The sequence below is a fragment of the Variovorax sp. EBFNA2 genome (assembly GCF_033802765.1).
GTDB lineage: Bacteria > Pseudomonadota > Gammaproteobacteria > Burkholderiales > Burkholderiaceae_C > Variovorax > Variovorax paradoxus_H.
This window is the reverse complement of sequence record NZ_CP138496.1, coordinates 5,407,127-5,431,314: the sequence shown is the minus strand read 5'-3', so window position 1 is coordinate 5,431,314 and position 24,188 is coordinate 5,407,127. Positions and strand designations below refer to the sequence as shown.

General features: G+C 68.5%; 26 protein-coding genes. 20 read left to right on the top strand and 6 right to left on the bottom strand.

Annotation, left to right across the window (positions count from 1 at the left end; all coding sequences use genetic code 11):
• Positions 1 to 38 precede the first annotated feature (38 nt).
• From coxB to RZE79_RS25535, 6 genes are all read left to right on the top strand, one after another.
• Positions 39 to 1,217, top strand: coding sequence for a cytochrome c oxidase subunit II (coxB, locus tag RZE79_RS25560; protein ID WP_319357359.1), 1,179 nt, complete (start codon positions 39 to 41; stop codon positions 1,215 to 1,217).
• Between the two features lie 43 nt (positions 1,218 to 1,260).
• Positions 1,261 to 2,898, top strand: coding sequence for a cytochrome c oxidase subunit I (ctaD, locus tag RZE79_RS25555; protein WP_153282183.1), 1,638 nt, complete (start codon positions 1,261 to 1,263; stop codon positions 2,896 to 2,898).
• Positions 2,899 to 2,938: 40 nt separating this feature from the next.
• On the top strand, positions 2,939 to 3,055 hold the full coding sequence (locus RZE79_RS25550; RefSeq protein WP_228121980.1) for a cytochrome oxidase small assembly protein: 117 nt from the start codon (positions 2,939 to 2,941) through the stop codon (positions 3,053 to 3,055).
• A gap of 37 nt (positions 3,056 to 3,092) precedes the next feature.
• Positions 3,093 to 3,722, top strand: coding sequence for a cytochrome c oxidase assembly protein (locus tag RZE79_RS25545; RefSeq protein WP_095950886.1), 630 nt, complete (start codon positions 3,093 to 3,095; stop codon positions 3,720 to 3,722).
• Positions 3,719 to 3,952: a DUF2970 domain-containing protein gene (locus RZE79_RS25540; protein WP_373696508.1), complete on the top strand. Its 234-nt coding sequence runs from the start codon at positions 3,719 to 3,721 to the stop codon at positions 3,950 to 3,952. The genes RZE79_RS25545 and RZE79_RS25540 overlap by 4 nt, the downstream gene beginning before the upstream one ends.
• Positions 3,953 to 4,033: 81 nt before the next feature.
• Complete coding sequence (locus tag RZE79_RS25535) at positions 4,034 to 4,915, top strand: cytochrome c oxidase subunit 3 (RefSeq protein WP_153282184.1); 882 nt, start codon at positions 4,034 to 4,036, stop codon at positions 4,913 to 4,915.
• Positions 4,916 to 4,995: 80 nt separating this feature from the next.
• On the opposite strand, the gene RZE79_RS25530 is transcribed toward RZE79_RS25535, so the two are convergent.
• Complete coding sequence (locus tag RZE79_RS25530; RefSeq protein WP_062481367.1) at positions 4,996 to 5,226, bottom strand: twin transmembrane helix small protein; 231 nt, start codon at positions 5,224 to 5,226, stop codon at positions 4,996 to 4,998.
• Positions 5,227 to 5,253: 27 nt separating this feature from the next.
• Between RZE79_RS25530 and RZE79_RS25525 the strand changes: the two genes are divergently transcribed.
• From RZE79_RS25525 to RZE79_RS25500, 6 genes are read left to right on the top strand one after another with little or no spacing between them, the layout of a single operon-like run.
• Positions 5,254 to 6,144 (top strand): SURF1 family protein, encoded by an 891-nt coding sequence (locus tag RZE79_RS25525; RefSeq protein WP_373696507.1) that lies wholly within the window; start codon positions 5,254 to 5,256, stop codon positions 6,142 to 6,144.
• Positions 6,128 to 6,811, top strand: a complete 684-nt coding sequence (locus RZE79_RS25520; RefSeq protein WP_153282185.1) for a hypothetical protein — start codon at positions 6,128 to 6,130, stop codon at positions 6,809 to 6,811. Before RZE79_RS25525 ends, RZE79_RS25520 begins: the two co-directional genes overlap by 17 nt.
• Positions 6,812 to 6,833: 22 nt before the next feature.
• Positions 6,834 to 8,066, top strand: a complete 1,233-nt coding sequence (locus RZE79_RS25515; protein WP_319357358.1) for a COX15/CtaA family protein — start codon at positions 6,834 to 6,836, stop codon at positions 8,064 to 8,066.
• Positions 8,063 to 8,968 (top strand): heme o synthase, encoded by a 906-nt coding sequence (gene cyoE, locus RZE79_RS25510; RefSeq protein WP_319357357.1) that lies wholly within the window; start codon positions 8,063 to 8,065, stop codon positions 8,966 to 8,968. The genes RZE79_RS25515 and cyoE overlap by 4 nt, the downstream gene beginning before the upstream one ends.
• A gap of 15 nt (positions 8,969 to 8,983) precedes the next feature.
• Positions 8,984 to 9,607 carry an SCO family protein gene (locus tag RZE79_RS25505; protein WP_153282188.1) on the top strand — a complete coding sequence of 208 codons (624 nt, stop codon included), beginning with the start codon at positions 8,984 to 8,986 and terminating at the stop codon, positions 9,605 to 9,607.
• 16 nt (positions 9,608 to 9,623) lie between these two features.
• Complete coding sequence (locus RZE79_RS25500) at positions 9,624 to 10,448, top strand: DNA alkylation repair protein (protein WP_319357356.1); 825 nt, start codon at positions 9,624 to 9,626, stop codon at positions 10,446 to 10,448.
• A 68-nt stretch (positions 10,449 to 10,516) separates the two neighbouring features.
• Here RZE79_RS25500 and rpoH read toward each other — a convergent pair whose 3' ends face one another.
• Together rpoH and RZE79_RS25490 are read right to left on the bottom strand one after the other, a co-directional pair.
• Positions 10,517 to 11,458, bottom strand: coding sequence for an RNA polymerase sigma factor RpoH (gene rpoH / locus RZE79_RS25495; protein ID WP_099792678.1), 942 nt, complete (start codon positions 11,456 to 11,458; stop codon positions 10,517 to 10,519).
• 136 nt (positions 11,459 to 11,594) lie between these two features.
• Complete coding sequence (locus RZE79_RS25490) at positions 11,595 to 12,512, bottom strand: LysR substrate-binding domain-containing protein (RefSeq protein WP_319357355.1); 918 nt, start codon at positions 12,510 to 12,512, stop codon at positions 11,595 to 11,597.
• 124 nt (positions 12,513 to 12,636) lie between these two features.
• Between RZE79_RS25490 and RZE79_RS25485 the strand changes: the two genes are divergently transcribed.
• Complete coding sequence (locus RZE79_RS25485) at positions 12,637 to 13,455, top strand: aminotransferase class IV family protein (protein WP_319357354.1); 819 nt, start codon at positions 12,637 to 12,639, stop codon at positions 13,453 to 13,455.
• Positions 13,456 to 13,529: 74 nt separating this feature from the next.
• Here the strand turns inward: RZE79_RS25485 and RZE79_RS25480 are convergent, their stop codons facing one another.
• A complete protein-coding gene (locus RZE79_RS25480) occupies positions 13,530 to 13,994 on the bottom strand; it encodes an Mpo1-like protein (protein ID WP_319357353.1) in 465 nt (154 codons plus the stop codon).
• 136 nt (positions 13,995 to 14,130) lie between these two features.
• Between RZE79_RS25480 and RZE79_RS25475 the strand changes: the two genes are divergently transcribed.
• Both RZE79_RS25475 and RZE79_RS25470 read left to right on the top strand, forming a co-directional pair.
• On the top strand, positions 14,131 to 14,850 hold the full coding sequence (locus RZE79_RS25475; protein WP_319357352.1) for a response regulator transcription factor: 720 nt from the start codon (positions 14,131 to 14,133) through the stop codon (positions 14,848 to 14,850).
• Positions 14,847 to 16,646, top strand: coding sequence for an ATP-binding protein (locus RZE79_RS25470; RefSeq protein WP_319357351.1), 1,800 nt, complete (start codon positions 14,847 to 14,849; stop codon positions 16,644 to 16,646). The genes RZE79_RS25475 and RZE79_RS25470 overlap by 4 nt, the downstream gene beginning before the upstream one ends.
• Before the next feature lie 319 nt (positions 16,647 to 16,965).
• Here RZE79_RS25470 and ftsY read toward each other — a convergent pair whose 3' ends face one another.
• Complete coding sequence (gene ftsY / locus RZE79_RS25465; RefSeq protein WP_319357350.1) at positions 16,966 to 18,303, bottom strand: signal recognition particle-docking protein FtsY; 1,338 nt, start codon at positions 18,301 to 18,303, stop codon at positions 16,966 to 16,968.
• Between the two features lie 29 nt (positions 18,304 to 18,332).
• Between ftsY and RZE79_RS25460 the strand changes: the two genes are divergently transcribed.
• Together RZE79_RS25460 and RZE79_RS25455 are read left to right on the top strand one after the other, a co-directional pair.
• The gene (locus RZE79_RS25460; RefSeq protein ID WP_153282192.1) at positions 18,333 to 19,778 is read left to right on the top strand and encodes a pitrilysin family protein; all 1,446 of its coding nucleotides are present in this window, start codon (positions 18,333 to 18,335) and stop codon (positions 19,776 to 19,778) included.
• A gap of 19 nt (positions 19,779 to 19,797) precedes the next feature.
• Entirely contained in the window at positions 19,798 to 21,156 is a 1,359-nt protein-coding gene (locus RZE79_RS25455) for a pitrilysin family protein (RefSeq protein WP_319357349.1), read from the top strand.
• An 8-nt stretch (positions 21,157 to 21,164) separates the two neighbouring features.
• Here the strand turns inward: RZE79_RS25455 and RZE79_RS25450 are convergent, their stop codons facing one another.
• A complete protein-coding gene (locus RZE79_RS25450) occupies positions 21,165 to 22,076 on the bottom strand; it encodes a LysR family transcriptional regulator ArgP (RefSeq protein WP_319357348.1) in 912 nt (303 codons plus the stop codon).
• A gap of 79 nt (positions 22,077 to 22,155) precedes the next feature.
• On the opposite strand from RZE79_RS25450, the gene RZE79_RS25445 reads away from it, so the two are divergent.
• From RZE79_RS25445 to coaD, 3 genes are all read left to right on the top strand, one after another.
• A complete protein-coding gene (locus tag RZE79_RS25445; protein WP_319357347.1) occupies positions 22,156 to 22,788 on the top strand; it encodes a LysE/ArgO family amino acid transporter in 633 nt (210 codons plus the stop codon).
• A gap of 151 nt (positions 22,789 to 22,939) precedes the next feature.
• The gene (locus tag RZE79_RS25440) at positions 22,940 to 23,602 is read left to right on the top strand and encodes an RsmD family RNA methyltransferase (RefSeq protein ID WP_319357346.1); all 663 of its coding nucleotides are present in this window, start codon (positions 22,940 to 22,942) and stop codon (positions 23,600 to 23,602) included.
• Positions 23,603 to 23,645: 43 nt separating this feature from the next.
• On the top strand, positions 23,646 to 24,149 hold the full coding sequence (gene coaD, locus RZE79_RS25435; RefSeq protein WP_062481439.1) for a pantetheine-phosphate adenylyltransferase: 504 nt from the start codon (positions 23,646 to 23,648) through the stop codon (positions 24,147 to 24,149).
• Positions 24,150 to 24,188: the final 39 nt, after the last annotated feature.

Sequence of the window (24,188 nt, the reverse complement as noted above, 5' to 3'; positions counted from 1 at the left end):
CGGTTGGGTTTTCGAAAAATTGAAGAAACGTGAACACGATGAAGAGCATTTGGCGCAATAAGTACAGGCCGGCGAATCTGTTGCTGGCGGCCGGCGCGGCGTTCAGCAACGCGGCGCACGCAGTCAACGATCTGCCCGGCGGCCCTTCGGTGCGCCAGCTGAATCTTCCGGTCGGCGTGACCAAGATCGCGCAGGAGCAGCATCTGCTCCACACGATCATGATGATCATCTGCACGGTCATCTTCATCGCCGTGTTCGCGGTGATGTTCTATTCCATCTGGAAGCACCGCAAGTCGGTCGGCCACAAGGCCGCCAACTTCCATGAATCGGTGGTGGTCGAGGTCATCTGGACCATCGTTCCCTTCCTCATCGTGATCGTGATGGCGCTGCCCGCCACCAAGGTGCTGGTGGCCCAGAAGGACACCACCAACGCCGACCTCACGATCAAGACCACGGGCTACCAGTGGAAGTGGGGATACGACTACCTGAACGGCGAAGGCGAGGGCCTGGCCTTCATCTCGACGCTCGACAGCTCGCAGCGCGCCATGTCCGACGCCGGTGCCAAGGGTGTCATGCCCGACGACTACCTGTTCAAGGTCGACAACCCGATGGTCGTGCCGGTGCAGAAGAAGGTCCGCATCATCACCACCGCGAACGACGTGATCCACGCCTTCGCCGTGCCGCAGCTGGGCCTCAAGCAGGACGCCATTCCCGGGTTCGTGCGCGACACCTGGTTCCGCGCCGAAACCGTGGGCGACTACTACGGCCAATGCCAGGAACTGTGCGGCAAGGAACACGCCTACATGCCGATCCACGTGAAGGTGGTTTCGGCCGCCGACTACACGGCATGGGTCGACACCAAGCGCAAGGAAGCCGCCGCCAAGCTCGACGATCCGACCAAGGTCTGGACGCTGCCCGACATGCTGGCACGCGGCGAGAAGGTCTATGCCGCCAACTGCGCGGCCTGCCACCAGGCCAACGGCAAGGGCGCGGGCCCGATCAAGCCGCTCGACGGCGCAACCAAGGTGACCGATCCTGACCACAAGGTGCAGCTGCTGGTGCTGCTGAACGGCCAGAACAACGGTGCCATGCCTGCCTGGAAGCAGCTGAGCGACACCGACCTCGCGGCCGTGGCCACGTACACCAAGAACAGCTGGTCGAACAAGACGGGCCAGCTGGTGCAGCCGGCTGAAGTGCTGGCCCTGCGCGGCAAGTGATCCGACGGCGCCCCGCGAAGAAGAAATTGCAAGGAACAACGACATGAGCGCAGTCCTCGACCCCCACGGTCACGCCCCCGGCGGCCACGCACACGACGAGCATCACGACCACCACGCGCCCACCGGCTGGCGCCGCTGGGTGTTCGCGACCAACCACAAGGACATCGGCACGCTCTACCTGCTGTTCAGCTTCACGATGCTGATGATCGGCGGCGTGCTGGCCTTGCTGATCCGCGCCGAGCTGTTCCAGCCCGGCCTGCAGATGGTGAACCCCGAGCTGTTCAACCAGTTCACCACCATGCACGGCCTGATCATGGTGTTCGGCGCGATCATGCCGGCCTTCGTGGGCTTCGCGAACTGGATGATCCCGCTGCAGATCGGCGCATCCGACATGGCGTTCGCGCGCATGAACAACTTCAGCTTCTGGCTGCTGATCCCGGCGGCCATCATGCTGGCGGGTTCGTTCTTCATGCCCGGCGGCGCGCCCGCGGCCGGCTGGACGCTGTACGCACCGCTCACACTGCAGATGGGCCCCTCGATGGACGCCGGCATCTTCGCGATGCACATCATGGGCGCCTCGTCGATCATGGGTTCGATCAACATCATCGTGACCATCCTCAACATGCGCGCCCCCGGCATGACGCTGATGAAGATGCCGATGTTCTGCTGGACCTGGCTCATCACCGCGTACCTGCTGATCGCCGTGATGCCCGTGCTCGCCGGCGCCATCACGATGACGCTGACCGACCGCCACTTCGGCACCAGCTTCTTCAACCCCGCCGGCGGCGGCGACCCGGTGATGTACCAGCACATCTTCTGGTTCTTCGGCCACCCCGAGGTCTACATCATGATCTTGCCGGCCTTCGGCATCATCAGCCAGGTGGTACCGGCTTTCGCCCGCAAGCGCCTGTTCGGCTACGCCTCGATGGTGTACGCCACCTCGTCGATCGCCATCCTGTCGTTCATCGTGTGGGCCCACCACATGTTCACGACCGGCATGCCGCTCACGGGCCAGCTGTTCTTCATGTACGCGACGATGCTGATCGCCGTGCCCACGGCCGTGAAGATCTTCAACTGGATCGCCACGATGTGGCAGGGCTCGATGACCTTCGAGACGCCCATGCTGTTCGCGGTCGGCTTCATCTTCGTGTTCACGATGGGCGGCTTCACCGGCCTGATCCTCGCGGTCGCACCGATCGACACGCAGCTGCAGGACACCTATTACGTGGTGGCCCACTTCCACTACGTGCTGGTGGCCGGCTCGCTGTTCGCCATGTTCTCGGGCTTCTACTACTGGGCGCCCAAGTGGACCGGCGTGATGTACAACGAAACGCGCGGCAAGGTCCACTTCTGGTGGTCGCTGATCTCGTTCAACGTCACCTTCTTCCCGATGCACTTCCTGGGGCTGGCCGGCATGCCGCGTCGCTACGCCGACTACCCCATGCAGTTCGCCGACTTCAACGCCATCGCCTCGGTGGGCGCGTTCTTCTTCGGCTTCGCGCAGGTCTACTTCTTCCTGTTCATCGTGCTGCCTTCGATGCGCGGCAAGGGTGAAGCAGCGGCTCAGAAGCCCTGGGAAGCGGCCGAAGGCCTCGAGTGGGAAGTGCCGTCGCCGGCCCCGTTCCACACCTTCGAGAACCCGCCCAAGCTCGACGCGACCGCCACCAAGGTGATCGGCTGATCACCCGCGCAAGCCGGACAAGCACAGCGACTGCACGACGATGACAACGCCTGACCAAAGAAAGAACAACCGACGCATGGGGCTCACGCTGGCCTCCATCGCGGTGATCTTCTTCATCGGCTTCATCGTCCGCATGGTCTGGTTCAGCGGACGCTGACCGCGCCGCATCGCACGCCCTGAACGGAAGTAACAGCATGAGCCTCGGCCAACGCATCCGCCGCGCCAACGTCCGCATGGTCGGCAAGCTGGCCGTGGTGACCTGCGGCATGTTCGCCTTCGGTTATGCGTTGGTGCCGATGTACCGCGCGATCTGCGAAATGACCGGCATCAACATCCTCGCGCTCTCCGAACTGCAGGTGCCGGGCGGCGCGAGCGGCGCCAAGAACGTGCGCGTTCCGGACAACACGCAGGTCGACATGACCCGCACGATCAAGGTGGAGTTCGACTCCAACGTGCGCGGCGGCCTGTGGGACTTCAAGCCGGCCGAGCGCTTCATCGAAGTGCATCCGGGCCAGCTGAACACGGTGATGTACGAGTTCCAGAACACGCAGAACCGCCGCATGGCCGCGCAGGCCATCCCCAGCTATGCGCCACAGCAGGCCGCGGCGCATTTCAACAAGCTCGAGTGCTTCTGCTTCAACCAATACACGCTCGATGCGGGCGAGAAGAAGCAGTGGCCGGTCGCCTTCGTGATCGACCCCAAGATCTCGAAGGACGTCAAGACCATCACGCTGTCGTACACCTTCTTCGAGGTGGGCGGCAAGACGCCTCCGGCCCCGGTGGCCGCCGTTTCGCATGTTGTCGCCGATGAGCCGCGCTCGTGACCTCGCCCTCTCCATCGCCCGCGCCCGATGGCCCGCGCCGCAAGCCCACGCTGTGGGACACGATGAAGGCGGTGGGCTGGTCGTTCTTCGGAGTGCGCCGCAACAGCGCCTACAAGGAAGACCTGGGCAAGCTCAATCCGCTGCACGTCATCGTGGTGGCGTTTGCGGCAGTGATCGTCTTCGTGGTCGGGCTGGTGCTGCTGGTGCGGCATGTGGTCGCGTCCGCTTGAGCGCTGCCTGCTGAGCCGAAGATAAAAACCACGATCTCCAGAATCATTGAATCGAGAGAAGAAAGAAAGCCAGGAGCTGATATGAGTTCAACCACCCACGGCACCACGCCCTACTACTTCGTGCCCGGACCCTCGGCCTACCCGGTCGTGTCCGCGATCGGCTTGTTCTTCGTGATCCTCGGCGCGGGGCAATGGATCAACAGCCACCAGTGGGGCGCCTGGTCGCTGCTGCTGGGCATGGTGATCTGGCTCGGCACGCTCTTCGTGTGGTTCCGTGCCGCCGTCGGCGAGAGCGAGAGCGGCCAGTACGGCCACAAGATCGACCTCTCGTACCGCTGGAGCATGAGCTGGTTCATCTTCTCGGAAGTGATGTTCTTCGGCGCCTTCTTCACGGCGCTGTGGTGGGCCCGCACCCACGCGCTGCCGACGCTCGGCAGCCTGGACAACGCGATCCTCTGGCCCGACTTCAAGGCCGTGTGGCCCAGCGTCGCCGCCGGTGTCACCGGTTCGCCGGCCGGCATCATCGAGCCCTTCCAGACCGTCGGCCCGTTCTGGCTGCCGACCATCAACACCGCGCTGCTGCTGAGCTCGGGCGTGACGCTGACCATCGCCCACCACGCGCTGCGCGCCGACCACCGTGCACAGTGCATCCGCTTCATGTGGCTCACCGTGGTGCTGGGCGTGATCTTCCTGGGCGTGCAGGGCTACGAGTACTACCACCTGTACACCGAACTGAACCTCAAGCTCAGCTCGGGCACCTACGGTTCGACCTTCTTCATGCTGACCGGCTTCCACGGCCTGCACGTGTTCATCGGCATGCTGATGCTGCTGTTCATCACGCTGCGCTTGCAGAAGGGCCACTTCACGGCCGAGCGTCACTTCGGCTTCGAAGGCGCGGCCTGGTACTGGCACTTCGTGGACGTGGTCTGGCTGGGCCTGTACGTGCTGGTCTATTGGCTTTGAGCGACAAACCTCACGGCATTCCAGAAAAAAGGCGCCGTAAGGCGCCTTTTTCATGGTTCTCGTGGAACGAGCACCATCTGTTACTTCCCGAGCGGGAGCCCGGTGGGCTGGATGTAGCCGAGTTTCCAGGCCAGCAGCATGCACAGGAACAAAAAGACCGACAGGCCGATCCGAAAGGTGAGCGCGCGGGCCATGCCGCCGCGCTTGTTTTGCCCGTCGCGACCGTCCTTCAGCATGAAGTAGAGCGCGAAGGCGAGGCTCGCGAAGATGCCCAGAAAGATCAGGGCGACGAAGTATTTCATGACCCGCATTATCGGCCGCACGCCCCGTCCGCTCCAGTGACCCCCGCGCCTTCCGAGCCTCTCGTTTCCTCCTCGGCCACGCCGCGCGGCCGCGCAGGGCGGGGCCGTTTCCTGATCGTCACGCTGGCGGCTGTGCTGGCGCTGGGGGCGACGGTGTCGCTGGGCCGCTGGCAGCTCTCGCGCGCCGCGCAGAAAGAAGCGCTGCAGGCCCGCATCGACGCGCAGAAGCAGAAACCTCCGATGTCGCAGGCGGAGTTCCTCGCGCTGGGCGAAGCGGTCGGCGAGCTGCACCGCCCGGTGCAGCTGCGCGGCCTGTGGCTCACGGCGCAGACGGTCTACCTGGACAACCGCCAGATGCACGGCACGCCGGGCTTCTATGTGCTCACGCCCTTCGCGCTCGAAGGCAGCGAGCAGACCGTGATGGTCCAGCGCGGCTGGGTGCAGCGCAATTTTGTCGACCGCACACAGCTCGGCGTGGTCGAGACGCCGCCCGGCATCGTCGAACTCACGGCGCTGATCGAGCCGCCGCCGAGCCATCTGTTCGAACTCGGCGCCAAGGCCGCACCGGCGCCCGTTGCATCGGCCCCCGCGCCGGCCCCGGCGGCGCAGGCCACGTCCGGCCCCAGCGCTCCGGCACCGGGCATTCAGGGGTCTTCCCCCATCCGGCAAAATCTCGACCTGGAGGCATTCCGTGCCGAGACCCAGCTGCCGCTGCGCACCGACGTGTCGCTGCAGCAGAGCGGGCCGGCGTCCGAGGGCCTGCAGCGCGACTGGCCGGCCCCGGCGTTGGGCCTCGAGAGGCACTACGGTTACGCATTCCAGTGGTTCGGCCTGTCGGCCCTCGTTGTCATCCTCTATGTCTGGTTCCAATTCATCTCCCCCTTCCGGCGCGCGCGGCGCCGCGCACGCGATGGCCGCAGCCTCTGACGAGCCGCTGGGCCTGACGGTGCACTCGATGCCGTCGCCGGGCCAGGCGCTCGACGAAGCCGAGAACCGCCGCACGGTCCACGGGCGCTGGAAGATGATCGCCGTGCTGCTGATGTGCGCGGCACCCGTCATCGCCTCGTACTTCACCTACTACGTGATCCGGCCCGAGGGCCGCAGCGTGTACGGCGAGCTGATCGATCCGCAGCACGAGATGCCCCGCCTCACTGCGACCGACCGCAACGGCGCGCCGGTCGAACTGGCCACGCTCAAGGGCCAGTGGCTGCTGGTGGCTGTGGCCGACGCAGCTTGCGACGCGCTGTGCGAGCAGCAGCTGTACCTGCAGCGCCAGCTGCGCGAGAGCCTGGGCCGCGAAAAAGACCGCCTCGACCGCGTCTGGCTCGTGAGTGACGCCGCACCCGTGCCCGAGCGCCTGACCAACGGCCTGCACGGCGCGACCGTGCTGCGCGTGCCGGCCGACCAACTGGCTCGCTGGCTCGCGCCCGTGAAGGGCCACACGCTGCCCGAGCACCTCTACGTGGTCGATCCGATGGGCAACTGGATGATGCGTTTCCCGGCCCGCATGGACGCCGCCGGCGCGAGCCGCGCCAAGCGCGACATCGACCGCCTGCTGCGTGCCTCGTCCTCGTGGGACGAAGCGGGCCGCTGAGCCCCGCACGAACAATCGCCCGATGGACACGCGCTCCCTCTACGACCTCACGCCGATCGCCTGGATGATGGCCGCCGGCGTGCTGCTCGCGCTCGGCCCGCTGGTCTGGGTGTGGCGCCGCAATGCCGGCTCCGGCCCCGCGCGGCGCCTGCATGCGCTGACCGTGCTCACGCTGTTCCTCACCTTCGACCTCACGCTCTTCGGCGCCTTCACGCGGCTCACCGATTCGGGTCTGGGCTGCCCCGACTGGCCCGGCTGCTACGGCAACGCCAGCCCGGCCGGCGCGCGCCACGAGATCGCCATGGCGCAGGCGGCCCAGCCGACCGGCCCGGTGACGCACAGCAAGGCCTGGATCGAAATGGTCCACCGCTACCTCGCGACCGGCGTCGGGGTGCTGATCCTCACGCTGGCCGGCGCGACCTGGATCGTGCGCCGCCGCCAGCGGCGCCAGCCGGCGCCGCCGGTCGACAGCGCGCACCACCACGTCGTGCTCAGCGCCTGGTGGCCCGCGGCCACGCTGGTCTGGGTCTGCCTGCAGGGTGCCTTCGGTGCCATGACCGTCACCTGGAAGCTGTTCCCCGCCATCGTCACGATGCACCTGATGGGCGCCATCGTGCTGCTCGCGCTGCTGTGCATCCAGGCCGTGCGCTACCGCCAGGTGGCGGCGCAGCGCCTGCCCACGGCCGTGTCGCCGGCCCTGCGCAACGGGCTGATCGCCACGGCGGTGCTGCTGGTGCTGCAGATCGCGCTCGGCGGCTGGGTCAGCACCAACTACGCGGTGCTGGCCTGCACGCAGTTCCCGACCTGCCAGGACAGCTGGTGGCCGCCGATGAACTTCGCACAGGGCTTCGAGATCTGGCGGCACCTCGGCGTGACCGGCGACGGCCAGCCGCTCGACTTTTCCGCGCTCACCGCCATCCACTACGCGCACCGCCTCATGGCGTATGCCGTGTTCGTGGCGCTCGGCCTGCTGGCCTGGCGCCTGCGCCGCCTCGAGGCGCTGCGCGCACAGGCGCACTGGCTGGCCGGCCTGGCGCTGCTGCAGCTGGCCACGGGCCTGGGCAACGTGCTGCTCGGCTGGCCGCTGGCCGCGGCCGTGCTCCACACCGGCGGCGCCGCGGCGTTGGCGGTAGCCCTGACCTGGGCGCTGTGCGAAAGCCGCCGCGAAAGCGTTGTCGCTGGATCGGCTGCACCGATTCCTCGCGCCGTCGACAATGCGCGCGGCACCCCCCAACCGAAGAAAGCCACCGCGTGAGCACCCCGATTCCCGTTCAGCACACCAGCACCGCCAACGTGCTGCGCCAGTTCTACGCGCTCACCAAGCCGCGCGTGGTGCAGCTGATCGTGTTCTGCGCGCTCATCGGCATGGTGCTGGCCGTGCCCGGGCTGCCGTCGTGGGCCGACGTGCAACGCGGCGTGCTGGCTTGCATCGGCATCTGGCTCGTGGCCGGTGCGGCAGCGGCGTTCAACTGCCTGGTCGAGAAGGGCATCGACGCCAAGATGAAGCGCACCGCCTGGCGTCCCACGGCGCGCGGGCAGCTCAGCGACATGCAGGCGCTGGTGTTCTCGGCCCTGCTGTGCGCGGCCGGCTCGGCGCTGCTGTGGTTCACGGTCAACCCGCTGACCATGTGGCTCACCTTCGCCACCTTCGTCGGCTACGCGGTGATCTACACCGTCATCCTGAAGCCGCTGACGCCGCAGAACATCGTGATCGGCGGCGCCTCGGGCGCCATGCCGCCGGTGCTGGGCTGGTCGGCCATGACGGGCGACGTCGGTCCCGAGGCGCTGATCCTGTTCCTGATCATCTTCCTGTGGACCCCGCCGCACTTCTGGGCGCTGGCGCTGTACCGCGTCGAGGACTACCGTAAGGCCGGCCTGCCGATGCTGCCCGTGACGCACGGCAACGAGTTCACGCGGCTGCAGGTGCTGCTGTACACCTTCATCCTGTTCGCGGCCTGCCTGATGCCCTTCATCTACGGCATGAGCGGCTGGCTCTACCTCGCGGTGGCCATCGGCGTGAGCATCGGCTTCACCGGCTATGCCTTCGCGCTGTGGCGCAACTACTCCGACGCGTTGGCGCGCAAGACCTTCCGGTTTTCGCTCATCCACCTGAGCGTGCTGTTCGCGGCGCTGCTCATCGACCATTACCTCCGCTGACCGGACCGTCTGCCCATGAACAAGCGCAATGCCCTGAAATCGATCGCCGCCACCGCCGGCTGGGTGGCCGCCTCGGCCACTTTGGGCTTGGGCCTGTCGGCCTGCGGCGAGCAGCAACCGAAGCAGAGCTTCCAGGCGGTCGACATCACGGGCGCCGACTACGCCAAGGACTTTTCGCTCACCGACGCCGACGGCAAGGTGCGCACGCTGGCCGACTTCAAGGGCAAGGCGGTCGTGCTGTTCTTCGGCTATGTGCAGTGCCCCGACGTCTGCCCGACCACCATGACCGAGATGGCGCAGGTCAAGCAGCAGCTCGGCGCCGACGGCAGCAAGCTGCAGGTGTTGTTCGTCACCGTCGATCCGGCGCGCGACACGCCTGAGGTGCTCAAGGCCTACATGGGCGCGTTCGACCCGAGCTTCGTGGCCCTCATCCCCACGCCCGAGCAGCTCGTCGCCCTCGCGAAAGATTTCAAGGTCTACTACAAGAAGGTCGACGGCAAGACGCCGACCAGCTACGCCATGGACCACTCGGCCGCGAGCTACATCTACGACCCGCAAGGCCGCCTGCGGCTCTACGCGCGCTACGGCGCGGGCGTGCCGGCCATGGTGTCGGACCTGAAGACGCTGCTCGCCTCCTGAGCCGGGCGCCCACGCCATGGCATCGGTCGACCATCTGAAGTCGCGCAAGGGCGCGTTCCGCATCGCGCTCATTCCGCCCGAGGTGCTGGGCGCGCTGAACGGCGGGCTGCTTGAGACCGTCAACCTCAACGAATTTCTCGCACTCGAACTGCCGCTGCTCGCGCGCAGCGTGGCCGGCCATGTCGGCCTCGACGCGGCGCACGAACGGCTGGACGACACGCTCGCCATGCTGGCCGCCTTCAAGCCCATGCAGCGCCACAGCCACATCGCGCGGGCGCTGTACGACATGACGGCCGCACATGCCGAGCGCGATGCCGTGGCGCACCGGCTGGCCACGCACGCGAGCGACGTCGCGCGCTGCTGGGCCGTGCAGTGGATCACGCTGTCGGACCTGCCGCTCGCCGAGCAGTTCGTCGCCGTGCGCCGCTTCGCCGCCGACCCGCACTTCGGCGTCCGCGAGTTCGCATGGATGGCCGTGCGCGACAGCGTCATCGGCTCGCTCGACGAGGCGCTGGCGCTGTTGCAGCCCTGGGTGGCCGATGCCGATCCGAACGTGCGCCGCTTCGCCAGCGAACTCACGCGCCCGCGTGGCGTGTGGTGCGCGCAGATCGAAGCGCTGAAGGCCGAGCCCTGGCTGGCGCTGCCGCTGCTGGAGCCGCTGCGCGCCGACGGCCACCGCTACGTGCAGAACTCGGTGGCCAACTGGCTCAACGACGCGAGCAAGACGCAGCCCGAGTGGGTCGAGACGCTGTGCACGCGCTGGGTGGCCGAGTCGCCGGTTGCCGAGACCCGCTACATCGCGAAGCGGGCGCTGCGCACGTTGACCAAGTCGACGCCCTGAAGAGTTTTCGAACGAAAAAAAGCCCGGCATGACCGGGCTTCTTTTCGAGGGGAGGGCGGTCGCGTCGCTTACGCGTACTCGGCCAGCGCCTTCTTCATCTTCTTCATCGCCGCCACTTCGATCTGGCGAATGCGCTCGGCGCTCACGCCGTACACCGCGGCCAGGTCGTGCAGCGTCATGCCGCCCGAACCGTCGTCGTTCACCTTGAGCCAACGCTCTTCGACGATGCGGCGGCTGCGGTCGTCCAGCGCCTCGAGGGCGGTGGCGATGCCGTCGCTCGACAGGCGGTCGCGCTGCTGCGATTCGAGCAAGGCGGTCGGTTCCTGCGTGGCGTCGGCCAGGTAGGCGATCGGGCCGAAGCCTTCGTCGCCGTCATCGGACGGCCCCGGATCGAGCAGCACGTCGCCGCCCGACAGGCGGGTTTCCATCTCGAGCACTTCCTCGGGCTTCACGTTCAGGCGCGTGGCCATCTGCGAGACCTCGTCGGGGCTCAGCGTTTCCCGGTGCGTGCCGTTGTCGGCCGCGGCCGAGTCGGCCTTGAAACTCTGCTTCATCGAGCGCAGATTGAAGAACAGCTTGCGCTGGGCCTTGGTCGTCGCGACCTTGACCATGCGCCAGTTCTTCAGGATGTACTCGTGGATCTCGGCCTTGATCCAGTGCATGGCGTAGCTCACCAGCCGCACGCCCTGGTCGGGATCGAAACGCTTCACGGCCTTCATGAGACCGACGTTGCCTTCCTGGATCAGGTCGCCGTGCGGCAGCCCGTAGCCCAGGTACTGGCGGGAAATGGAGACGACCAGGCGCAGGTGCGACAGGATCAGCGCACCGGCGGCTTCGAGGTCGTTCTGGTCGCGCAACTTGCGTGCGAAGCCCTGCTCTTCTTCGAGCGTGAGCAGCGGCAGGCGGTTGGCGGCCGAAATGTAGGCATCCAGGTTACCCAGCGGGGGGACCATCGACCATGGGTTGGCGACGGCCAGCTGGTTGGCAGAGACTCCAGACAGCGTTGTCATCAGGGGAAACTCCTTTGTGTTGGCCATATTAGCACTCGGTTAGAGGGAGTGCTAAGCCAAGGGTTCCCTTGCATTTCTATCGTTGCGATAGCTTTTGTCGCGATTTGTTGGATATTTGTATGCTGTTTGGCGTTTTTCAAGTCTTGAACGCCTGCCCCAGCAGCCAATCCTGGAACGCCAGGATGCGCGGGTCACGGGCACTGCCTTCCGGGTAGACCAGGTGGTAGGCGTATCCCGCCGCCATAGGCACGCCGATGTCGAACAGCCGCACCAGCCGGCCCTGGGCGAGGTCGGCGGCGATCATGTCCAGGTCGGCCAGGCCGACCATGCCGCTCTCGGTGACGGCGCGCACCACGTCGCTCGAATCGGCGAAGCCGATGCAGCGGCTGTCGTCGAAGCCCTCGATGCCGGCGGCGGCCATCCACATCGGCCAGTTCGGCCAGACCATGCCGTCGGTCTTCCAGTCGACGTAGCACAGCGTGTGCTGGAACAGGTCGCGCGGCGTTGCGAGCGGGGGCCCGCTGGCGAGCAGTTTCGGGCTGCAGACCGGCACGATCACGGTGTCGAACAGGCGCTGCGAACGCGTGCCCGCGTCGTGCCCCTTGCCGAAACGGATCGCCACGTCGATGTCGTCGGCATCGAAGTCCCGCAGCGCGTCGGAGATGTCGAAACCCAGCTCCAGCCCCGGGTTCGCGGCCCGGAACTGCGGCAGCCGGGGCAGCAGCCAGTTGGTCGCGAAGCGGGCGCTGGTCGACACGCGCAGCGTCGCCGCCTCGCGCGCCATGCGCCGGGCGCGGCCGGCGGCGCGGCGCAGGGTGTCGAGCGCGTCGGCGGTGGCCTCGAACCACACGGCGCCGGCGGGCGTCAGGCGAATGCTGCGGCTGGTGCGCGTGAACAGCACCACGCCCAGCTGGTCTTCGATCTCCTTGATCTGGTGGCTCACGGCCGCTGGCGTCAGCCCGACTTCTTCGGCGGCCCGCGTGAAGTTCAGGTGCCGCCCGGCAGCCTCGAAGGTGCGCAGGGCGCGGGTGCCGGGGATCAGTTGGGGTTGCATCGATCTTCAAATGGTTTTTGATGATTTCTCAAAAACTATTCGTTTCTCAGAGGGAAGTCAACGCGGGATAGTTCAGGAACTTGATGATCCATCCGCAACGGTCCCCTCCAGGAGCAACGAAACCATGTCCGCCAGCGCCCCTTCTTCTCCCACTTTCGTCGTGCAACGCAACGGCCAGCCCGCACCCGCCGAGGCCCTGGCGTCGCTCGCCTTCGCCGGCCACGCCCATTTCACGGCCATGCAGGTGCGCGGCGGCCGGGCGCGGGGGCTCGACCTCCATCTGGCGCGGCTGCGCGTCGCCTCGCAGACCCTGTTCGGCCAGGCGCTGCCCGACGACACGATTCGCGCCCACCTGCGGGCCGCGCTCACGGTCGGCCCGGCGGACCTGTCGCTGGCGGCCACCGTCTACTCCCCGGCCGGCGAGTTCACCGTGGCCGACGCGGTGCCCGAGGTGCTGATCCGCACCGGCCCGCCTTCCAACGGTCCCGCCGGTCCGCTGACCCTGGCCGCGATCGCGCACGAGCGCTTCCTTCCGGCCGTGAAGCACGTCGGCGAAGGCGCCAAGACGCAGCTGCTGCGCCAGGCCGCCGCGCAGGGCTTCGACGACGTGGCCTTTCTCGACCGGCAGGGCCGGCTCGGCGAGGCGTCGATCTGGAACCTGGCTTTCTGGGACGGCAAGGCAGTGGTGTGGCCCGAGGCCGACATCCTCGTCGGCACCACGATGGGCATCGTGCGCCGGCAGCTCGATCGCCTCGGCGTTGCGCAGCGCAGCCAGGTGCTGCGGAGGGCCGACCTGCCCGCGCTGGCCGGCGCCGTGGTCATGAACTCGTGGACGCCGGGCGTGGCGGTGCACCGCATCGGCGACGTGGCGTTGCCGGCCGGGCCGGCTTTCGTGGAACTGCTGCACCGGGCCTATGAGGCCGAGCCGTCCGTGTCGCCTTGACTGGCCCCTTGTGCTCGCACGTTGCGCGCCACATCAGAGAACGTAGGGGCGCCATCCCTCTCAGAGGCCGCCGGCTACCAGCGGATGCCGAGCTTCAGGAACAGCTTCGACAGCACGAACAGCGGACCGACCCAGAGGTACTGGATGTCCTCGAAGAACGACGGCTTCTTGCCTTCGATCTTGTGGCCGACGAACTGGAAGATCCACGCCACCACGAAGATCGCTGCCGACACCGGCAGCACCGCGGCGCCCATCGCATGCACCGCTACCAGCGCCAGCACCGTGAGCGCGAGCATGGTGGCGAGGAAGGCCGGCGAGCGCAGCAGCGCGTAGTACACGAGGCTGGCCGCCACGAAGGCGTAGGCCACCCACGGATGGATCGCGAACAGCAGCCCGACGATGCTCAGCATGATCGCGGGAATGGCCACGTAGTGGATCAGCTCGTTGGTCGGATGGCGATGGCTCTCCTCGTAGTGGGCGAGCAGGCGGTCGATCTTGCGCTCGCTGGTGGCGAGCGGGGCGGCGGCGGTGTGGGTCATGGCGGGTCTCCGGGGCGCCGTGCGTTGCGGCAGGACTTCCATGGTGCCCACGGCGGGGCGCCATGGCAAGAGTGCGGTCCCGGCGCCATGACTAAGGGCACTGTCGCCCGGGACTTGCGCCGCTAAGATCAAATCCGTGGCCTCCTTCGACTCCCCCTCCGCACCCCCGCCGACCCCCACCGACACCGGTGCGCCTGCCGGCGTGTCCGGCGCGATCCTGGTGGTGGACGATCACGACCTGCTGCGCCTGGGCGTGAGCGCGCTGGTGCAGGCCCAGGCCGCCACCTCGGGCGCGCGCATCGCGGTGTTCGAGGCCGGCAACATCGCCGACGCGCTCGCGCTCTACGCGGCCCACGAGGCCGCCATCGGCCTCGTGCTGCTCGACCTCGCCCTGCCCGACACGCACGGGCTCAGCGGCCTGGCCGAGTTCCGCCTGCGCTTTCCGGCGGCGCGCGTCGTGGTGCTCTCGGGCACCGCCAACAGCACGCTCGCGCAGGGCGCGCTCGCGCTCGGTGCCAGCGCCTTCCTGCCGAAGTCCGCCGACCTGAAGGAGATGGTGGGTTTCATCCGCGCCTGCGGCCTGTTCGAGGCCGATGGCACGCCGCCGCAGCCGTTGCCGCCCGCGGCGCTGCCGAAGTCGCTCTCGGGCTATGCGGAGTTCGCGCATGCCAGCGCCTGGCAGGAACTCACGCCGCGCCAGATGCAGGTGCTGCAGTGGGTGCTCGAAGGCAAGGCGAACAAGGAGATCGCGCAACTGGCCAACCTGAGCGAGGGCACGGTGAAGAACCATGTCTCGACCATCCTCCTGCTGTTCGGCATGCGCTCGCGCGCCCAGCTGATCAGCATGCTGCGTTGAGCGGCGCCACGCTGGCGGGCCGCGGCGATGCCGCAGCCGGCCAGCTGCTGAGCCAGCGCGTGCTGCGCGAGCACGTCGGCTCGGTCTACGACACCTACGGCATTTCCACGCTGACCCACCTGGGCTTCGTGATCGTGTTCGGCTGCATCATCTATTCGCAGCTCAGCGATGCGCGCCTGCTGTTCTGGATGGCAGCGCTGGTGGCGGTCGACATCTACATCTTCTTCACGCCGCGCTGGACATCGGCCCGCCCGCCTTCGGAGAGCCCGTACTGGGCGCGCAAGATCTCGCGCATGGTCACGCTGGTCAGCATGATCACGGCGGTGGTGCCCTGGTTCATCGTGCCGCACGAGAACATGCCCATGACCTCGCTGCTGATGGCCGTGATCGTCGGCAGCTGCGCGCGCGCCGCGCAGTCGCTGTGGCCGCTCAAGCCCGCGCTGTTCGGCTACACGCTGCCCATGTCGCTGGGCATGATCATCGCGCTGGCCTGGCAGGGCGACGGCCTGCACCTGTTTCTGGCCGCGGCCGGCTCGGCCTATTTGATGCTCACGCTGCACGCCGGCGTGCGCCAGCACCGGCTGCTGACCGACTCGCTCATGCTGCGCTTCGAGAACGAGGCGCTGGCTGCGCGTCTGGGCGAGCAGATCGCCGCCACCGAACGCGCCAGCGAAGAAAAGACCCGCTTCCTCGGCGCCGCCAGCCACGACCTGCGCCAGCCGCTGCACGCCATCGCGCTGTTCGGCGCCGCGCTCGAGAACGAACTGCGCGGCCGTCCCGAGAGCCGCAACGCCGAGCGCCTGATGCGCGCCGTGAACGCGCTGGGTGCGTCGCTCGACACCATGCTCGATGTGTCCCGGCTCGACGCGGGCGTTATCACGCCGTCGCCGCAGCCGGTCGAGCTCGATGCGCTGTTCCTGCCGCTCAACCACACCTTCTCGGCGCAGGCGGAGCAGAAGGAGCTGCAGCTGCGCGTGCGCGCCAGCGGGCTGTGGGTGCGCAGCGATCCGCAGCTGCTGCACCGCATGCTGTCCAACCTGATGGACAACGCGCTGAAGTACACCGTGCAGGGTGGCGTGACCGTGACGGCGCGGGATCGCGGCGACACCGTGTGGATCGAGGTGCGCGACACCGGCATCGGCATCGCGCCCGAGCAGTCGCACCGCATCTTCGAAGAGTTCTATCAAATCGATAACCCGGGCCGCGACCGTGCGCGCGGCCTGGGCATCGGCCTGTCGATCGTGCGGCGTCTGTCGCGGCTCCTGGGCCATCCGGTGCAGATGCATTCGCGCCCGGGCCGGGGCACGCACTTCCGCGTCGTGCTGCCGACCGTGCCGCCGCAGGTCAGTGCGCTCGTGGGGCCGTTCCCGGCCGGCAGCGTCGAACTGGCCGCACGCCGACGCGCGGCCACGCTGCCCGGTCGCGTGCTGCTGATGGACGACGAACTCGAAATCCGCGAAGCCATGACCGGCCTGCTGCGTTCGCACGCGATCGACGCGTACGCCGTCGCCGACGAGGCCGCCGCGGCCGATGCGCTGCACCAGGCCCGCGCCGAGGGCCGGCCCTTCGGCCTGCTGATGTGCGACTACCGCCTGGCCGACGGCGTCGACGGCCTCGACGCCGGCCTGCGCCTGAGTCGGCACCTGGGCACCGAACTGCCGCTGCTGCTGATCACCGGCGAGACCTCGCCCGACCGCCTGCAGCGCGTGCGCGAATCGGGTGTACCGGTGCTGTTCAAGCCCGTGGCGCCCGACGCGCTGCTGCAGGCCATGGCCGAGCTCGCGCCGGCACCGTAGCGTCTGGCAGACAGCCTGCGGCTGAAAGTGAATACGTTGTAGTTCATTGCGTGCCGATCAAATCGGTTGGGCACACATGCAATGACTTTTGGCACTGCCGGGCCTTCGCCTCCCGTCGTAATTTCGGGTTTCAGGGAAGCGAAATCAGGGGGCGTTGCAGGCGTCGACCACCGGTGCCTACGCACACGAAGAGCGACGCCGCACAGGCCACACGCAGGGGGAATACAAGGGAGAAACAAGAAAGACAGGGAGCTGACGGCCTCCGGCGAAAGCCGGGGGCCGTTTTTTTATCCGAAGCGAAAAGCGAAAGCTTCTTCGCTCAGCCCAGCAGCGCCTGCGCAAACTCGCGGGCGTTGAAGGTCTCGAGGTCTTCGAGCTTTTCGCCCACGCCGATGAAGTACACCGGAATGGGCCGCTCGCGCGCGATGGCGCACAGCACGCCGCCCTTGGCGGTGCCGTCGAGCTTGGTCACGATGAGGCCCGTGAGACCCAGCGTTTCGTCGAAGGCCCTGACCTGCGCGAGCGCGTTCTGGCCGGTGTTGCCGTCGATCACCAGCAGCACCTCGTGCGGCGCGGTGGCGTCGGCCTTGGTGACGACGCGCTTGATCTTCTTCAACTCGTCCATCAGGTGCAGCTGCGTCGGCAGGCGGCCCGCCGTGTCGACCAGCACCACGTCCTTGCCGCGCGCCTTGCCGGCGTTCACGGCATCGAAGCTCACGGCCGACGGATCGCCGCCTTCGTTGCTCACGATCTCGACGGTGTTGCGGTCGGCCCAGACCAGCAGCTGCTCGCGCGCCGCCGCGCGGAAGGTGTCGGCGGCGGCCAGCAGCACGGAGGCGCCTTCGGTGGCCAGGTGCTTGGTGAGCTTGCCGATGGAGGTGGTCTTGCCCGCGCCGTTGACGCCGGCCACCATGATCACGGTGGGCGTGTACTCGCCGATGACCAACGGCTTCTCGAGCGGCTTGAGCAGGTCGGTGACGGCATCGGCCAGCAGCAGCTTGACCTGCGCGGCGTCGGTCGCCATCTGGCGCTTGACGCGCACCTTCAGGTCGTCGAGCAGGTACTCGGTGGCCTTGACGCCGGTGTCGGCCATCAAGAGCGCCGATTCGAGTTCTTCGTACAGCGCGTCGTCGATCTGCGCGTTGACGAACACGGCCTGGATGCCGGTGCCGGTCTTGCGCAGGCCGGTCTTGAGCTTGTCGAACCAGCCCTTGCGCTCGGTGGCGATAGCGGGCGGCTCGGCGACGGCGACAGGCGCGGGAGGCGGTGGGGGCACGGGCGCCGGCGGGGGCGGCGGTGCGATGACGGGAGCGGGTGCAGGTGCAGGAACGGGTGCAGGCGCAGCGATCGGCGCCGGTGCGGCGACTGGAACTGGTGCGGGCGTCGGCGCAGGCAGCGGCGCGGGCGCTGGTGCCACCACGGGCGCCGGAGCAACCACAGGCGTCGGCTCGGGAGCCGGGGCAGGCGCGGGCGGCGGCGCAGGAACGGGCGCAGGCGCTTCCACCGCAGGCTTCGACCCGAACCAGCTCGACGGCGAGAACACCGAGCGTGCCGGTGCGGGTTCCGCGGCCGGGGGCGGCGCGGGTTCGGTGGTCGGCGGCGGGGCCGGTGTCACCAGGGCATCGGCAGGTGGTTTTTTCTTGAAGAAACTGAACATCAGGAGCTTTTTACAATCCGACCCATTCTATGAAACACCTCTCGCCACGCCGCGCTGCGTCTGGTGCGGTGCTGGCCCTGGCGCTTTCTGCGCTGTGGACCGTGCCCGCGCTGGCCCAGTCCACCCCCGCTTCCGCTGCGTCGGCCTCCGCCGCCGCAGCCCCGGGTCCCCAGCAATTCACCCTCGCCAACGGCATGACCGTGATCGTGCAGCCCGACCGGCGCTCGCCGACCGCGGTGCAGATGGTGTGGGTGCGGGTCGGCTCCATGGACGAGGTCGATGGCACCACCGGCGTGGCGCACGTGCTGGAGCACATGCTGTTCAAGGGCACGAAGACTGTGCCGCCCGGCGAGTTCTCGCGCCGCGTGGCGGCGCTGGGCGGGCAGGAAAACGCCTTCACCATGCGCGACGCCACGGGCTACTACCAGCAGATTCCGGTCGGCAGCCTCGAGCAGGTGATGAAGCTCGAATCGGACCGCTTCGCCAACAACCAGTGGCCCGACGACGAGTTCAAGCGCGAGATCGAAGTGGTCAAGGAAGAGCGCCGCCTGCGCACCGAGGACCAGCCGCGCGCGCTGCTCGGCGAGCAGCAGAACGCAGCCGTCTTCACCTCGTCGCCCTACCGCCGCCCGGTGGTGGGCTGGATGAGCGACCTCGAGTCGATGACGCCCGCCGACGCGCGCGCCTTCTTCCAGCGCTGGTACGTGCCGGCCAACGCCGTGCTCGTGGTGGCCGGCGATGTCGACGTGGCGCGCGTGCGTGCGCTGGCCGAGAAGTACTACGGCAGCATCCCCGCGCGCGCCGTGCCGGAGCGCAAGCCGCGCACCGAGCCCGCGCAGCGCGGCATCCGCCGCCTCGAATTCAAGGCCCCGGCCGAGCAGGCGTACGTGTCGCTCGCGTTCCGCGTGCCGCAGCTCACCAACATCGACGACGCCAGCAGCGACGCCTGGGCGCTGGTGGTGCTCTCGGCCGTGCTCGACGGCTACGCCGGTGCACGGCTCGACCGCGCGCTCACGCAAGGCCCCGGCCGCGTGGCCGATTCGGCGGGCGCGTACGCGGGCTTCGTCGGTCGCGGTCCGCAGCTCTTCATGCTCGACGGCGTGCCGGCCGCCGGCAAGACGGCCGAGACGGTCGAGGCCGCACTGCGCGCCCAGGTGGCGCGCGTGGCGAAAGAGGGCGTCGGCGAGGCCGAGCTGGCCCGCGTCAAGACGCAGTGGGTGGCGAGCGAAACCTACAAGCGCGATTCGGTGATGGCGCAGGCGCGCGAACTCGGCAGCAACTGGATCCAGGGCCTGCCGCTGGACGCCAGCGAGCGCATCGTCGCCCGGCTGCAGGCCGTGACGGCGGCGCAGGTGCAGGCCGTGGCCGCCAAGTACTTCGGCGATGACCAGCTCACCGTCGCCACGCTGCGGCCCCTGCCGCCCGAACCCAAGCGCGGCCGCGGCTTCGCCGCCCCCGCTGGCGAGATGCGCTGAAAGGCACCGGATTCCCTCCATGAAGAACCTCCACAAATTTGCAAGCACCGCCCTCCTGGCGGGCATCACCGCGCTGTTCGGCATGGGCAGTGCGCAGGCCGCGCTGCCCATCGAGCACTGGACGCTGGCCAATGGCGCCAAGGTGTACCTGGTGTCGACCAACGCGCTGCCGATCGTCGACGTGCAGATCGACTTCGACGCTGGCAGCCGCCGCGATCCGGCGGCGCAGGCCGGGCTGGCCAGCACCAGTGCTGCGATGGTCGAGAAGGGCGTGCGCGCCGGCCGCAACGGCGAGCCCGCGCTCGACCAGAACGCGCTGGGCGAGGCCTGGGCCGATCTGGGCGCCAGCTTCGACGTGAGCGCCGGCACCGACCGCACCAGCTACACGCTGCGCACGCTGTCCGACCCGGCGCTGCTGACCAAGGCCGTGGCCTTGGCCGCGCGCGAGATCGGCGAGCCCTCGTTCCCCGACGACATCTGGCCGCGCGAGCGCGAGCGCATCAACGCCGCCATCAAGGAAGCCAACACCAAGCCTGCGACCGTGGTCGGCCGCGCCTTCGCGCAGGCCGTGTACGGCACGCATCCCTACGGCCAGGAAGTGACCGAAGAGACGCTGGCGCGCATCGACACCGCCGCCATGCGCCAGCGCTACGAGCAGCTGATCCTGCCGTGCCGCGCCAAGCTCAGCATCGTGGGCGCGGTCACGCGCGCCGAGGCCGAAGCGCTCGCGACCACGCTGCTGTCGCGCCTGCCCAGCCCCGCCGCCTGCGCACCGCTGCCGGCCGTCGCGCCGGTGGTGGCGCTCACGGCGCCGAAGGACGAGCGCATTGCGTTCGACTCGGCCCAGGCCCACGTCTTCATCGGCCAGCCCGGCTACCCGCGCCAGGACCCGGACCATTTCGCGCTCACGCTCGGCAACTACGTGCTCGGCGGCGGCGGCTTTGTCTCGCGGTTGACCGAAGAGGTGCGCGAGAAGCGCGGCCTGGCCTACAGCGTGTACAGCGGCTTTGCGCCGGGGCTCGACGCGGGCGCCTTCCGCATCGGCTTCCAGACCCGGCCCGACCAGGCCGACGCGGCGACCAAGGTCTCGCGCGAAGCGCTCGCGAAGTTCGTGGCCGAAGGCCCAACCGAGAAGGAGCTGAAGGCCGCGAAGGACAACCTGATCGGAGGCTTCCCGCTGCTGCTGGACAGCAACCGCAAGCTGATCGGCAACGTCGCCAACATCGCCTGGTACGGCCTGCCGCTGGACTACCTCGACACCTGGACCGCGCGCATGAACGCGGTCACGGCCGCCGACATCAAGGCCGCGTTCGGCCGCAAGCTGCAGCCGCAGCGCATGGTGACGGTGGTGGTGGGCGGCAAGCAGGCCGCGCCCTAAAAAAGCGATCAGGCCAGCGCGTGCGGCCCGCTGCGCGCGGCGGCGCGCACCGCGGCGCTGAGCTGCTCCAGCAAGCGGGGCGCCGCGCGCGCCTGCTGCCAGTACAGCGGCACCGGCAGCGTCTCGCCGGGCACCAACTCCACCAGCGTGCCGTCGCGCAAGGCGTCGGCCACCATGCTGGTCGGGTGCATGCCCCAGCCCATGCCGCGGCAGGCCGCCTCGACGAAGGCGGCGGGCGAGGGCACCCAGTGGCGCGGCGTTTCCACGTTGCGATGGCAGATGCGGCGCACCCAGCGCGCCTGCAGCCGGTCCTTGCGGTCGAACACCAGGTTCGGCGCGTCGGCCAGCGTGCGCGTTCCCACGCCCTTGGCGAAATACCGTTCCACGAATCCGGGGCTCGCGGCGGCCACGTAATGCACGGTGCCCAGTGCCTCGCTGTTGCAGCCCGTGACCGGCTGGGCCAGCGCGGTCACGGCCGCGAGCACGGCGCCGCTGCGCAGCCGCTCGGCCGTGTGGTCCTGGTCGTCGGCCGTGAGGTCGAGCAAGGCGTCGGGTGCCTGCACGGCAAAGGTCGCGGCCCCCGCCATGAACCAGGTCGCGAGGCTGTCGGCATTGACCGCCACGCGTACCGTGACCCGCTCGTGCGCCTCGCCGCTGCCCATGCCGAGCGCGGGCAGCGCCTCGCGCAGTTCGTGCTCCAGCATGCCCACGCGTTCGACGTGCCGGCACAGCTGCAGGCCGGCCTCGGTCGCCACGCAGGGCTGGCCGCGCACCAGCAGCGCGCCGCCGGTGCGCTCTTCGAGCAGCTTCACGCGCTGCGACACCGCCGAGGGCGTGACGTGCAGCGCGCGGGCGGCGCGCTCGAAACTGCCTTCGCGCACCACGGCGGCGAGGGCGTGCAGGGCGGCGTAGTCGAGCATGGTGGCGAATGAAGTAAAACTGAATTGAAGTTAGAAAGTTTAGTTTGATTGAATACGGTGAGGGCGGCAAGCTCGGACCATGACCGCCGTCCACATCTCCACCGCTTTCCTCAACGGGCTCTTCATGAGCCTGGTGCTCATCGTCGCCATCGGCGCCCAGAACGCGTACGTGCTGCGCCAGGGCTTGCGCCGGGAGCACGTGAGCGCGGTGGTGCTGTTCTGCGCCGCCTGCGACGCGGTGCTGGTCGCGGCGGGCGTGGCCGGCATGGCGCAGGCGCTGAAGGGGCGGCCGATGCTGGCGACGCTGCTCGCGGCCTTCGGCGCGGCCTTTCTTTGCGGCTACGGCCTGCGCGCGCTGTGGCGCTCGCGTCAGCCGGGCGCGCTGCAGACGGCGGCGCAGGGCGCCTCGCACTCGCGCGCCGCGGTGGTCGCGCAGGCCGCCGGCTTCACGCTGCTGAACCCGCACGTCTACCTGGACACCGTGTTGCTCGTGGGCAGCGCCGGGGCGCAGTACCCGGGTGCGCTCAAGCTCTGGTTCGTGGCGGGGTCGACGCTCGCCAGCGTGCTGTGGTTCACCGCGCTGGGCTTCGGCGCGCGGCTGCTGGCGCCGGTGTTCGCACGGCCGCGTGCCTGGCAGATGCTCGATGCGCTCATCGGCGGCACGATGCTCGTGCTGGCGGCCTTACTGGCCCGTCGCGCAGTACTGGGCTAACCCCCAGGCTTCGCGCACTTCGTGTCGCTTCGCCAACCCCCTTGCAGGGGGCAACACCGGTGGCCCGGCAAAGCCGGTTCCAGTGTTCCGCGAAGGGATGGCGGTGGATGGGCGCTCCGCGGATGGTGTGCTGCGGCGTTAAGCTCGCCGCATGCCCCAGAAGCCCTCGAAGAAGAAAGCCGCCGCGCCCGTCTCGCGCGCCCCCGCTGCCAAGCGTCCGTCGCGGCCCAGCGAGGTCCGCATCATCGGCGGCGAGTGGAAGCGCACCCGCCTCGCCGTCGCAGACAAGCCCGGCCTGCGCCCCACGCCCGATCGCGTGCGCGAAACGCTGTTCAACTGGCTCGCGAGCCTGGCCGGCGTGGGCGGCGGTGGGCTGCCGGGCTGGCACTGCATCGACGCCTTCGCGGGCACCGGCGCGCTTGGCCTCGAAGCCGCCTCGCGTGGTGCGGCCAACGTGCTGCTGTGTGAACAAGACGGCGCGCTGGTCGCCCAGCTGGAAGCCGCCAAGACCAAGCTCTCGGCCAAGGCCGTGCGCGTGGAACGCGGCAACGGTGTCACCGCGCTCGAACGTGCCGCGGCGGGCAGCCTGCAGGCGGTGTTTCTCGATCCGCCCTTCGAGACCGTCGCGCTCTATGAGCCGGCCCTGCGCGCCGCCGCGCGTGCGCTGCATGCCGACGGCGCGATCTACCTGGAGGCGCCGCGCCGCTGGGCCGCCGAAGAACTCGCCGCGCTCGGCCTCGTGGAATTCCGCTACCTGAAGGCCGGCGCCGTGCATGCCCATCTGCTGCGGCGCGCCGTGTCCGTGCCTGCATAATCCGCCGGACAAGCCGCACCGGCAGCATGAGGAAGAACCAACCATGGCCAGCAACGTGATCGCGGTTTATCCCGGCACTTTCGACCCCATCACCCTCGGTCACGAGGACGTGGTGCGGCGTGCAACCCAACTCTTCTCCAAGGTGATCGTCGCCGTCGCGGCGGGCCATCACAAGAAGGCGCTGTTCACGCTTTCCGAGCGCATGGACATGGCCCGCGAGGCGGTGAAGCCCTACAGCGACCAGGTCACGGTCGAGAGCTTCTCGGGCCTGCTGCGCGACTTCGTCGTCGCGCGCGGCGGCAAGGCCATGGTGCGCGGCCTGCGCGCCGTGACCGACTTCGACTACGAGTTCCAGCTCGCCGGCATGAACCGCTCGCTGATGCCCGACGTCGAGACTGTGTTCCTTACGCCAAGCGACAAGTACCAGTTCATCTCCAGCACCTTCGTGCGCGAGATCGCCATGCTCGGCGGCGAGGTCAACAAGTTCGTCTCGCCGAACGTCGAGCAGCAGCTGACCGCCAAGGTTCGCAGCCTGGGCAGAGAATGACCCGCGCCCAGGCTTCGCGCTGAGGTGAATAACGCCCCC

Bases quoted from the DNA above. Each gene is read 5' to 3' on its own strand.
- RZE79_RS25520 (WP_153282185.1), top strand. From the start codon at position 6,128: ATGGCCGCAGCCTCTGACGAGCCGCTGGGCCTGACGGTGCACTCGATG.
- RZE79_RS25500 (WP_319357356.1), top strand. From the start codon at position 9,624: ATGGCATCGGTCGACCATCTGAAGTCGCGCAAGGGCGCGTTCCGCATC.
- ftsY (WP_319357350.1), bottom strand. From the start codon at position 18,303: ATGTTCAGTTTCTTCAAGAAAAAACCACCTGCCGATGCCCTGGTGACA.
- RZE79_RS25550 (WP_228121980.1), top strand. From the start codon at position 2,939: ATGACAACGCCTGACCAAAGAAAGAACAACCGACGCATGGGGCTCACG.
- RZE79_RS25530 (WP_062481367.1), bottom strand. From the start codon at position 5,226: ATGCGGGTCATGAAATACTTCGTCGCCCTGATCTTTCTGGGCATCTTC.
- RZE79_RS25450 (WP_319357348.1), bottom strand. From the start codon at position 22,076: ATGCTCGACTACGCCGCCCTGCACGCCCTCGCCGCCGTGGTGCGCGAA.
- RZE79_RS25480 (WP_319357353.1), bottom strand. From the start codon at position 13,994: ATGACCCACACCGCCGCCGCCCCGCTCGCCACCAGCGAGCGCAAGATC.
- RZE79_RS25490 (WP_319357355.1), bottom strand. From the start codon at position 12,512: ATGCAACCCCAACTGATCCCCGGCACCCGCGCCCTGCGCACCTTCGAG.
- RZE79_RS25505 (WP_153282188.1), top strand. From the start codon at position 8,984: ATGAACAAGCGCAATGCCCTGAAATCGATCGCCGCCACCGCCGGCTGG.
- coaD (WP_062481439.1), top strand. From the start codon at position 23,646: ATGGCCAGCAACGTGATCGCGGTTTATCCCGGCACTTTCGACCCCATC.
- RZE79_RS25455 (WP_319357349.1), top strand. From the start codon at position 19,798: ATGAAGAACCTCCACAAATTTGCAAGCACCGCCCTCCTGGCGGGCATC.
- rpoH (WP_099792678.1), bottom strand. From the start codon at position 11,458: ATGACAACGCTGTCTGGAGTCTCTGCCAACCAGCTGGCCGTCGCCAAC.
- RZE79_RS25460 (WP_153282192.1), top strand. From the start codon at position 18,333: ATGAAACACCTCTCGCCACGCCGCGCTGCGTCTGGTGCGGTGCTGGCC.
- coxB (WP_319357359.1), top strand. From the start codon at position 39: ATGAAGAGCATTTGGCGCAATAAGTACAGGCCGGCGAATCTGTTGCTG.
- RZE79_RS25485 (WP_319357354.1), top strand. From the start codon at position 12,637: ATGTCCGCCAGCGCCCCTTCTTCTCCCACTTTCGTCGTGCAACGCAAC.
- RZE79_RS25445 (WP_319357347.1), top strand. From the start codon at position 22,156: ATGACCGCCGTCCACATCTCCACCGCTTTCCTCAACGGGCTCTTCATG.
- RZE79_RS25535 (WP_153282184.1), top strand. From the start codon at position 4,034: ATGAGTTCAACCACCCACGGCACCACGCCCTACTACTTCGTGCCCGGA.
- ctaD (WP_153282183.1), top strand. From the start codon at position 1,261: ATGAGCGCAGTCCTCGACCCCCACGGTCACGCCCCCGGCGGCCACGCA.
- RZE79_RS25545 (WP_095950886.1), top strand. From the start codon at position 3,093: ATGAGCCTCGGCCAACGCATCCGCCGCGCCAACGTCCGCATGGTCGGC.
- RZE79_RS25440 (WP_319357346.1), top strand. From the start codon at position 22,940: ATGCCCCAGAAGCCCTCGAAGAAGAAAGCCGCCGCGCCCGTCTCGCGC.
- RZE79_RS25515 (WP_319357358.1), top strand. From the start codon at position 6,834: ATGGACACGCGCTCCCTCTACGACCTCACGCCGATCGCCTGGATGATG.